Here is a 9463-nt window from a genome sequence, read left to right as displayed (position 1 = left end):
TGAATGCGGATACGTTCAGAACAGGGATGTGGCAGCAGCAGAAGTAGTGAGAAATAGAGGTTTAGAAAATATCGCGGTAGGAACTACCGTAATTAAACAGCCCAGTGATGGCGTTCTGGCGGGTGCTTCGGCATAGTCGTGAGTCTATATGGGAATCCCTCGCGTCCCGCGATGGGAGGTTCAACTATCAGCCATCGGCTATTAGCTATCAGCCTTTTATGATTAGTCCGTACGTCAGACAAAATACTTCAATTAGCTAGATAGCTCTTTAAAAAGTGGATATACTCCACTACATTTATATATGTTTTCAATACCTCTAAGTTTTGATCAAAAATATTCTCCGCATTACAAATTCACACTAGGTGTAATTAATATTTTTGGGTAGAGATTTCGGTATATTATTATGAGTCACTGTTGTGGGTGTAATTACCACTAATGGTATAGTCCTAGATTGATCCCTTACTCCTAAAAATTGCCAATTATCCTGAATGAGTACTTCTTCGATCCAAGAACAACTAAAAGAATTAAATACCGCCGCCGTCAGTGCGATCGCAGCAACAGATAACCTAGATGAATTAGAACAGCTAAGAGTTAAGTATCTGGGCAAAAAAGGTCAACTATCCCAAATTTTGAGGGGGATGGGGAAATTAACCCCTGAAGAGCGACCGGCGGTTGGTTCCCAAGCTAATGTGGTCAAAGAGGAAGTTCAAACAAGTCTAGAACAGCGTAAACAAGCCTTGCAAACAGCCCAAATTGAGGCGCAAATTAAAGCGGAAACTTTAGATGTAACTATGCCTGGGGTATATCGTCCCTTGGGTCGAGTACATCCTCTAAATGGAGTAATTGATCGTGCATTAAATATTTTTGTTGGTTTGGGTTATACCGTCGCTACTGGTCCTCAAATAGAAACAGACTATTATAACTTTGAGGCACTGAACACTCCTCCAGATCATCCCGCTAGAGATATGCAGGATACTTTTTATTTGCCAGGGGGAAAATTACTACGTACTCACACTTCCCCAGTACAAATTCGCTATATGGAAAGCCATGAACCACCGATTAGAATTATTGCTCCTGGTCGAAATTACCGTCGGGATACCGTAGATGCTACACACTCAGCAGTGTTTCATCAAATAGAAATATTAGCTGTTGATAAAGGCATAAAATTTACTGACCTCAAAGGCACAATCAAAGAATTCTTACAGCGGATGTTTGGCGATGAACTTCCCGTCCAATTTCGCACTAGTTACTTTCCCTTCACCGAGCCTTCTGCCGAAGTAGATGTTCAATGGAAAGGTAAATGGTTAGAGGTCATGGGTTGTGGCATGGTCGATCCCAATGTTCTGAAAGCCGTTGGTTACGATCCTGAGATCTATACGGGTTTTGCAGCTGGTTTTGGGGTAGAAAGATTTGCTATGGTATTACACCAAATTGATGATATTCGCCGTTTATACAATAGCGATCTACGCTTTTTAAATCAGTTTTAGGCAGGGGCATTTCACGAAATGCCCTTACGAAAATCACCCTACTTGATTTGAAATGACTGCATTAATTATGTTGTATAAACAAGCACAGGTACTCGCTTAAAAGCTGGAGTTCCACAACGGGACTCCACAGGAGCATTAAATATCACATTGACTTCTGGATAAAACATTAATGCAGCCCCTGGACGTACTTCTCCATAAATAATCTCAATGTTGTCTAAATGGCTGGCATTTCCTTTGACAGTTACAAGTTGATGTTCCTGTAAGCCTGCACGTTCGGCATCGAAACGATTCATTAATATACATTGGCGATGAGACAGTCCACGGTATTTATCTTCAGTCCGATATACAACTGTGTTGTGTTGAGCATAACCACGCCCCGTCATTAGTGCCAAGACTATACCGTGAGTATAGTCAACATCAAAGTCTTGGGGTTCAGGAAGTATTAACCGAGGTAATGGAGTAATAAACATGGTTGCCTTACCAGAAGGTGTAGGGAAATGGGGCTGATTAAAAATCCGTCCGCCAATGGTAAACTCTTCTTTTGTTTCATCAATCTCGCCAATCTTTTCGTAGCCAGGAATAGTCTGGGAGATTAACTGTCTAACATACTTAGTATCTTGAAGTTTACGCCAGTTAACAGGATGTTCTCCATGAAGGCGATCGGCAAGTTCAGTCAGGAAATCTACTTCAGCAATCAAGTCGGCATTTTTGAGATGAGTATGACCTTCGTCGTTGAGACGCACAAAATTATTACCAGACTCGGTAGTTGTTTTATGAGGATTTTCAAAACGATTGAGAACAGGAATAATAATTGTTTGATGTTGTGCTAAACCATGAAAATGTCCTAAATTAGGCTTTGTTGCTAGATAAATGATCGTTTTAATTTTGCCTAAAGCTCGCTTAACTTTGTGGGAGTTAGGATTTGCTCCATATAAGTTGCCACCGAGACAAATAAGCGTGTCTACTTTTTTTGCATCTGCTGCTTCGATTAAGGCTTGGGTATCGTATCCTGGTATCCGACTGAGGGAGCGACCTAAAAGTTTTTCTAGAGACTGTTGAATTTCTTTTTTGAGTCTAACGGTAACTCCCATCGAACCAAAACCTTGAACATTGGAATGTCCTCGTACAGGCATTAACCCAGTGCCAAAGCGACCAACATTTCCAGTGATCAAAGCAGTATTGCTAATACTGCTCACATTATCCACGCCATTTTGTTGTTGGGTAATACCCATCGCCCAAGCAAAAACAACTTTAGGAGATGATCCAATTATCTGAGCCGCAGCTTCAATTTCTGCTTGGGAAACACCACAAGTTTCTGTAATTGTTGACCAAGAAGTAGAGCGAGCATGAGAAATTACTTCCGACCAATTTTCGGTATGAGCTTGCAAAAAATCTAGATCAATTTTGTCCTGCTCGATTAAAGACTTTTGAATACCGATAAAAAGAGCAACATCACTACCAGGAATCGGCTGAAGATAAATAGAAGCAATATCGGAGCCAGTCAGCAGAGATTTGACAAAAGCGGGAGAAGCAAATTTAACCAACCCTCTTTCTTTAAATGGATTGATCACAATTACTTTGCCACCGCGATCGCGCAGCTTAATCAACTCATTCATTAGACGAGGATGATTATAAGAAGCATTGGAACCCGCTAGCACGACACAATCAGTTTCTTTTAAACTTTGTAAACTGACCATTGATGTGCCAGTGCCAAATGTCCGTTTGAGTCCAAAAGTTGAAGGGGCATGACAGAGGTCGGAACAATCGGCAAGATTATTAGAGTCCAAAGCCCGCATCATTAATTGCAACAAAAAAGCCGCTTCATTAGAAGAACGCCCCGAACTATAAGAGGCTACTCGTTCTGGAGTTGTCTTAAAAGCCGTTTCTGCAAGTTGATAAATCTCATCCCAACTAATTCTTTGATAGTGGCTACTTCCTTCGGCTAAAATCACAGGGAAACTCCACCTGCCTAATCTATCTGCTTCTTGGGATGTAAGTTGCTGAAGTTGCTGGATGCTTTGCTGCTCAAAAAAATTAGTCTTAATTGCTGGTTGAATTTCCGCCGAGATCGCCTCAACACTTTTCATACAGCGTTGCAGCTTTTCTCCCTCCTCATTGGTAAATCCTCCTAACTGCCCTCCAGTTCCCCAAGAACAGGATAAACAAGCACTTTTATGGAATAGGGTTTTCCAAAGTTTGAAGCCTTGGGGAGAGAGGGTATTTTCCGCCCAGTATTGCAGTACTGGCAAGCCTCCTCCTGCCTTTGGGATATCTTCTTGCTCGTAATCGAATGCTGAAGTGGGTTGAATCTGCTTCTCATCCACATTGCTACCTCTCTTTACTAGTTAAAGTGAGCCCGACAAAAATTTCTATTCGCTTACATTAAGTTTAACTAGACTTCTTGCACAAACAATAAATAATAATGCATTTTCAAAGTCTTACTAAACGGCGATCGCCATGCTTATAGTCAGATTGTGAAGCAGTTTCAAGATTTGGCAATGGCTTATGCTTACTCGATACTTTTGATTAAAAAAGTTATTCAGTTTTTTGGGTGTTGTCTAATTGTTCTGTTGGTTCTGTTGGTTCTGCTGGCTGACTAGCTTGTTGCTGTTTAATTATTTGTAAAATGCCAGCGTATTCTTTTTGTTCTGGATAATATTCAACTAGTTTTTCTAGGGTGGGTATGGCTTTTTCCGGATTACCTGTTTGGAGATATATTTCAGCTAATCCTTGAAGAGCAGTGATATTTTTCGGTTCCCTTTCTAATACTTTCTGATATCCGTTAACCTGCATCTGAATTTGTTCTTCTGCTGAAGGACCATCACTAGAGTTTTCAGCATTGGTTGCACTATAGTTGTTGCGACTAAAAACACTGCTTAAAGCGATCGCCAGCGTGGAACCAGCAAATCCCAATCCCATAACTAAAGTTGCGATACGCAGTAAAGTTTTATTTTTCTTTCCTTTCTTTTTGGCCATATTTTTTGAATATCATAGATATTGATACTATAATTTGGATTTTTTAAAGTCCCCAATTATAAAAAGCTAGTGTACCTCCTGTAAATCCTAACCAACAGAAGAGCATTAAAATTAGAGAACAAAGCCAACGATTACAACCAACTAATTGCAAGTCCAATTTAACTAATAAAGCAGCCGCAGCTAAAACGAGAAATCGGACAAAATAATCTACTCTTTGTACAATTATCGTAAATGTAAAAGCTCCAATAAAAATTGATAGAAAAGCTCTACCGTCAGATTTTAGCCAACCATCAAGACTAATGGCAATTAGGGAAATAGGAGCAGTAAAAATAATTACAAAAAATAAAATAATGGCAACGGCAATGCCGTACAAAATACTGAAACGAGTTAGTTCAGTAAGCTGGGAAAATATTTCTTCTTGTTCTAATAACCTAGTTGCCCAAGAACCATATATCCACCCTTCAACACCATAGGTTAATAACAATATTATAAGAGAAAGCCCAGGAATTTTTTTTAGCCAAGCCATGAAAATAATTATAGGTAAGTGACAATCGATAAACAGCAGATAACTATTTTATAGCGATCGCTTGAATACCAATTATCAATTACCTATTTGAAGTCAGTTAATATTGGGTTTGAATAATCCAACTACGCCATAGTTTGGATAATATAGTCAAAGTATAGACCCGCCTCTTTAGCATCTTCTTTGCCCAGGAGGTCAACTGCTGCATTCTTCAAACAACGTATGGCATCAATCATTCCAGGCACAGGAACTTCGAGGGAATTATACATTTCTTTGACCCCAATCAAACCCGACTGTTCGATTGGTCCTTTGTCTCCTGCCATCACACCATAGGTAACTAGGCGGAGATACCAGCCAAAATCTCGTATACATTGATTGTACTGTTTTTGTCCATAGGCATTACCACCCTGAGAACGATACTCAGGATGTAGTTTAAAAAGTTCTTTGCCAGCTTGATCGACAATTTTCTTTTCGTTGTCTGCTAGGGTTTCAGCGATGCGGACACGCCTTTCCCCTGTAGTTAAAAAGTTTTTAATGCCTTGTAGTTCACCGCTACTAGGGTAGCGTAGTTCGTCATCTGCTTTGAGGATGACTTGACTAACTATGCTCATAATATCTGGATAGGTTTAATTAGCTTTAATATGACTAGTATCTCAGTAAAGAGAATTCACTGGCAATATATTGCCATTCCTCAGTAGATAAAGGTTGTTCTACTATATCAATCTTAAAAGTTGCTCTGGCAGCTTGAGTTAAGTTTTGTATTATTTTTGACCAATTATAATCAGATTGACTACTAAATTGACCACAATCGCGATCCCAACTAATTGTTGTTGATAAATTTTCTTTTAAAGAAGTGTTAAAAACTTGTCTGTAAAGCTTTTGATCTGTGTTGACGATCATTGAGCCGTGCTGTAAAATTGCTTTCCCACGTCGCAACTGCGCACTACCAATAACTTTATTGCCTGCTTCTGTTACCAAATCCGAACCCGTGGCAGTAGCAAAACAATTATGATATTTGATATATTCTTTAGTTGCTCTTCCGTAGTCTAAGTTGACACCTAGCGATCGCCAGCCAGAAATTAAAAATTGACAAATTTGTTTATATGCTTCTAAACGTTTTCCTGGAATAAGAGAAGTTACTACCATATAAGTTAAATCCCCTTGGTGTAGCACAGCTCTACCTCCTGTAGGACGGTACACAATATCTATATGTTGTCCTTGGAAACTTAAATTGTTCCAATCAGAAGGGTATTCTTGTTGGTGATAACCTAAGGAAATAGCAGGGGGATTCCAAGTATAAAATCTGATTGTAGGGGGATGTTTTCCTTGACGGAGTTGTTCAAGTAAATAGTGGTCGATCGCCATCTGCATGGCTCCCGATGTCTCAAGAGGTGGGATAAAACGCCAACAAGGATTCATTAAATGAATTAAGTTAGATATGAAGTTTAAAGACTAAGCAATAGGGTGTGAATTATACTCATTGCCTAGCCTCAAAATTGAGATTTTGGTAGAAAATTAGGCGAAGATTATGAACCACCAAATTCTTCTATTAAAAGTTCATCATTATCATCAGCAATATTAGCTACTAGAGTAACTAGTCGAGAAATTTCTCCTGGGTACATATCAGCAACCGTACGTTGTGAGGAAATCATGACTTTACCATCATGAATACTAAAGCAAGTTTCAAAAGTACCTGTCCAATTCATTTCTAACAAGCGACGCATCAACCCAGATTCATCACGGGCGGGTAACTGGAGCAAGCTAGACCACACTGTTAAAAGATCTTCATCACTTTCTCCCGTAAGCTGGACAAAAACTTCCACACTGCCGTACTGAAATTTCCAAAGACTTCCCTCATCGGAATGACTCACCATCGCCGTATTGTCTTGGTCGAGGCTGGAAATCACAGTTTCAATAACTTCTTGATGACTGGAACTTTCTTCAACAAACTCTTCAACAGCCTGTGCAGTATCTGCTTCTGAACTGGAAAATTGGCTAGTCATAATAGCATTCCTTATAGTTGAATTAATGTTGACACAGTGAATTTAGCATCAAGTAATGATAACTGTTAACCTTAGATCTACTAATTTTAACTTTTGACTTTATCTGATAACCAACAGCTATAGCCGTACAAAGTTGTGTTAGGACAATCAAAGTTACTGGTTCGTAAGTAGCAAGTAGCAAGTAACAAGTAGCAAGTATTAGTTTCAAAAAGTGTTCTAACCTAAATACGTAATGCTATAACAGCTAACTATCGTTTCAAACATATTTATTTAATTGCACTATAGGGACTTATATGGCTAAGATTCTTTTAGCTTTAATCATAATTTTGTGTGGATGTTGGATGAGTAGCGAATCTCAAATACCACAATCACAACCGATCTCAGCTACCACCGAGAATAGTAAACTTGCCCAAGTCCTTAAAGTTGAAACAACTGGAGAACCAAATAATTATACTTTTTCTGTTACCGTGAGTAGTCCTGATACTGGTTGCGATCGCTATGCTGACTGGTGGGAAGTAATTAGCCCCGAAGGAGAACTGTTGTATCGACGAGTTCTCTTGCATAGTCATGTAGAAGAACAACCCTTCCAACGTACAGGAGGCATTGTAGCAATTAACCCCCATCAGACGGTCATTGTCAGGGTTCATATGTCTTCTAATGGTTATAGTCCAATGGCTCAACAGGGAACAGTTAGAGATGGTTTTTCTCCAGTTAATTTACCCGAACATTTCGCAGCTATTTTGGCTTCTGTCGAACCACTGCCGAAGAATTGTGCTTTTTAAATTATGAGGATTAACCAATGACTGATGACACTCCCGAAAGCTGTTATTTACGAGATATCCTGCAGGAAATTGCTACTCTAAAACGCCAATGCACCATTACATACCGAAATAAATCAAATAAGTTTACCGAAGTTAGAGGACAGATTGTAGATATATATGCTGCAGAAGGTGTTGACTGGTGTAAATTAGACAATGGTCCGGTAATCCGTCTCGATAAAATTGAAGAATTTCAGTAAGCTCATTTTCACTAAATTAAACATCGAAGTTAATTTATTACATGTGTTTTGAAGTTTGATTTCTCTGCTAATTTTTCCATTAGCCATTAGCCATTAGCCATTAGCCATTAGCCATTAGCCATTAGCCATTAGCCATTAGCCATTAGCCATTAGCCATTAGCCATTAGCCATTAGCCATTAGCCATTAGCAAGTGACTCATCGCTTTGTAATAAACCATTGCATTATTAAGAAATATCGCTTTATTTAAATGATTTTTCGCGATCGGGGCAATAATAAGGTACAAAATGGATAGTTTTATAGAAAGGAAACAATAAAGTCCTTATTCTTAACATTACTGCCAGGGAGTATCTAAAATGTATGTTGTTACCAACAGAAATTTACAACCGTCTCAATCTCCTGAAAAACGTTTTGGTAAAAGATTTAATGAAGTCGATCCCAGCGAGCTAAGATTAGCAGAAGTAAACAAAGTAGACGGTTCATGGCGAGTAGAAATATTGCCAGATCGAGATATCTACGAGGGAGAAGAAATGGTGGCTAGTGAAGCCGCATTTCTCAAAACCCAAAAGCGAATGTGCGATCGCTCAACTAATTGTCTTGTCTTTTGTCATGGTTTTAATACCAATTTTGAAGGAGCTTTAGAGATAGCTTTTAGAATACAAGAGATTTACCAAGATTTAGAAGTAGTGCTGTTTACTTGGCCATCAGATGGTGATGGTCCAACAAGTTATCGGAGCGATAAACGAGAAGCTTCCCAGTCAGTTTATGCCCTTGATCGCTTTTTTGAGAAACTTGCCGACTATCTCAAAAAATATAGAGACAGAGACTGTGGGCAAAAAATTAGCTTTGCTATGCACAGTATGGGAGCTTATTTACTGGAGCATTTACTAGAATCCCCTATTTATGAAGGAGAAACATTATTATTCGATAACATCGTCATGATCGCTGCGGATGTCAACAATCCAGATCATGTAACCTGGGTAGATCGAATCAAGTTTCGCAATCGTCTGTTCATCACTATCAATGAAGATGATTTTGCCTTAGCTTTTTCAGAGTTGAAAGGAGGCGATGAACAAGAGTCCCGATTGGGAAACAGCGTACGCAATCTTAATTCCAGAAATGCTACTTATCTAGATTTCACAGACGCGAAATCTATTCGCAATGCTCATAATTATTTCACCAAAGATGAACCTCTAGAGAATGCTAAGGTGAAGGAAATTTTTCAAACTGCTTTCAGTGGTGGGAGAGCCGAGCAAGGATTGAGTTTTGATATAGGGACTGGTGCATATCGGGTAACATGACTTTTTTGAACTCCGAATTCCGAATTCCAATTAACCTATAATTCCGAACTCCGAACTCCGAACTCCGAACTCCGAACTCCGAACTCCGAACTCCGAACTCCGAACTCCGAACTCCGAACTCCGAATTCCAAACTCCGAACTCCAAATTCCGAACTCA

General features: G+C 39.3%; 10 protein-coding genes and 1 pseudogene. 5 read left to right on the top strand and 6 right to left on the bottom strand.

Translation table 11 applies throughout. The annotated features are described in order from the left end of the window. Both PLEUR7319_RS43775 and pheS read left to right on the top strand, forming a co-directional pair. Window positions 1-136, top strand: a pseudogene (locus PLEUR7319_RS43775) (RNA-guided endonuclease TnpB family protein); the annotation flags it as partial. 352 nt (window positions 137-488) lie between these two features. Then, window positions 489-1487, top strand: coding sequence for a phenylalanine--tRNA ligase subunit alpha (gene pheS, locus PLEUR7319_RS0133000; protein WP_019509526.1), 999 nt, complete (start codon window positions 489-491; stop codon window positions 1485-1487). A gap of 65 nt (window positions 1488-1552) precedes the next feature. Here pheS and PLEUR7319_RS0132995 read toward each other — a convergent pair whose 3' ends face one another. From PLEUR7319_RS0132995 to PLEUR7319_RS0132970, 6 genes are all read right to left on the bottom strand, one after another. Further along, window positions 1553-3811 (bottom strand): FdhF/YdeP family oxidoreductase, encoded by a 2259-nt coding sequence (locus tag PLEUR7319_RS0132995; protein WP_019509525.1) that lies wholly within the window; start codon window positions 3809-3811, stop codon window positions 1553-1555. Between the two features lie 211 nt (window positions 3812-4022). Continuing rightward, window positions 4023-4463 carry a lipopolysaccharide assembly protein LapB gene (locus PLEUR7319_RS37475; RefSeq protein ID WP_019509524.1) on the bottom strand — a complete coding sequence of 147 codons (441 nt, stop codon included), beginning with the start codon at window positions 4461-4463 and terminating at the stop codon, window positions 4023-4025. 43 nt (window positions 4464-4506) lie between these two features. Continuing rightward, a complete protein-coding gene (locus PLEUR7319_RS0132985) occupies window positions 4507-4989 on the bottom strand; it encodes a hypothetical protein (protein ID WP_019509523.1) in 483 nt (160 codons plus the stop codon). Between the two features lie 122 nt (window positions 4990-5111). Then, window positions 5112-5597: an allophycocyanin subunit alpha-B gene (locus PLEUR7319_RS0132980; protein ID WP_019509522.1), complete on the bottom strand. Its 486-nt coding sequence runs from the start codon at window positions 5595-5597 to the stop codon at window positions 5112-5114. A 34-nt stretch (window positions 5598-5631) separates the two neighbouring features. Further along, the gene (locus PLEUR7319_RS0132975; protein ID WP_019509521.1) at window positions 5632-6405 is read right to left on the bottom strand and encodes a biotin/lipoate A/B protein ligase family protein; all 774 of its coding nucleotides are present in this window, start codon (window positions 6403-6405) and stop codon (window positions 5632-5634) included. Window positions 6406-6512: 107 nt separating this feature from the next. Then, window positions 6513-6989, bottom strand: coding sequence for a YbjN domain-containing protein (locus PLEUR7319_RS0132970; protein ID WP_019509520.1), 477 nt, complete (start codon window positions 6987-6989; stop codon window positions 6513-6515). Between the two features lie 293 nt (window positions 6990-7282). Here PLEUR7319_RS0132970 and PLEUR7319_RS0132965 point away from each other — a divergent pair, with 293 nt between their 5' ends. From PLEUR7319_RS0132965 to PLEUR7319_RS0132955, 3 genes are all read left to right on the top strand, one after another. Continuing rightward, window positions 7283-7771: a hypothetical protein gene (locus tag PLEUR7319_RS0132965; RefSeq protein ID WP_019509519.1), complete on the top strand. Its 489-nt coding sequence runs from the start codon at window positions 7283-7285 to the stop codon at window positions 7769-7771. Window positions 7772-7788: 17 nt separating this feature from the next. Continuing rightward, window positions 7789-8007, top strand: a complete 219-nt coding sequence (locus PLEUR7319_RS0132960) for a hypothetical protein (RefSeq protein WP_019509518.1) — start codon at window positions 7789-7791, stop codon at window positions 8005-8007. A 354-nt stretch (window positions 8008-8361) separates the two neighbouring features. Beyond that, window positions 8362-9306, top strand: a complete 945-nt coding sequence (locus PLEUR7319_RS0132955; RefSeq protein ID WP_019509517.1) for an alpha/beta hydrolase — start codon at window positions 8362-8364, stop codon at window positions 9304-9306. Window positions 9307-9463 lie beyond the last annotated feature (157 nt).

This window comes from Pleurocapsa sp. PCC 7319 (genome assembly GCF_000332195.1).
In the GTDB taxonomy this organism is placed as follows: domain Bacteria; phylum Cyanobacteriota; class Cyanobacteriia; order Cyanobacteriales; family Xenococcaceae; genus Waterburya.
The sequence above is the reverse complement of the archived record's forward strand: the minus strand, read 5'-3'. Positions and strand labels throughout refer to the sequence as shown.

Coding starts and splice junctions, on each gene's coding strand:
- PLEUR7319_RS0132965 (WP_019509519.1), top strand. CDS start 7,283: ATGGCTAAGATTCTTTTAGCTTTAATCATAATTTTGTGTGGATGTTGG.
- PLEUR7319_RS0132970 (WP_019509520.1), bottom strand. CDS start 6,989: ATGACTAGCCAATTTTCCAGTTCAGAAGCAGATACTGCACAGGCTGTT.
- PLEUR7319_RS0132980 (WP_019509522.1), bottom strand. CDS start 5,597: ATGAGCATAGTTAGTCAAGTCATCCTCAAAGCAGATGACGAACTACGC.
- PLEUR7319_RS37475 (WP_019509524.1), bottom strand. CDS start 4,463: ATGGCCAAAAAGAAAGGAAAGAAAAATAAAACTTTACTGCGTATCGCA.
- PLEUR7319_RS0132985 (WP_019509523.1), bottom strand. CDS start 4,989: ATGGCTTGGCTAAAAAAAATTCCTGGGCTTTCTCTTATAATATTGTTA.
- pheS (WP_019509526.1), top strand. CDS start 489: ATGAGTACTTCTTCGATCCAAGAACAACTAAAAGAATTAAATACCGCC.
- PLEUR7319_RS0132960 (WP_019509518.1), top strand. CDS start 7,789: ATGACTGATGACACTCCCGAAAGCTGTTATTTACGAGATATCCTGCAG.
- PLEUR7319_RS0132975 (WP_019509521.1), bottom strand. CDS start 6,405: ATGAATCCTTGTTGGCGTTTTATCCCACCTCTTGAGACATCGGGAGCC.
- PLEUR7319_RS0132955 (WP_019509517.1), top strand. CDS start 8,362: ATGTATGTTGTTACCAACAGAAATTTACAACCGTCTCAATCTCCTGAA.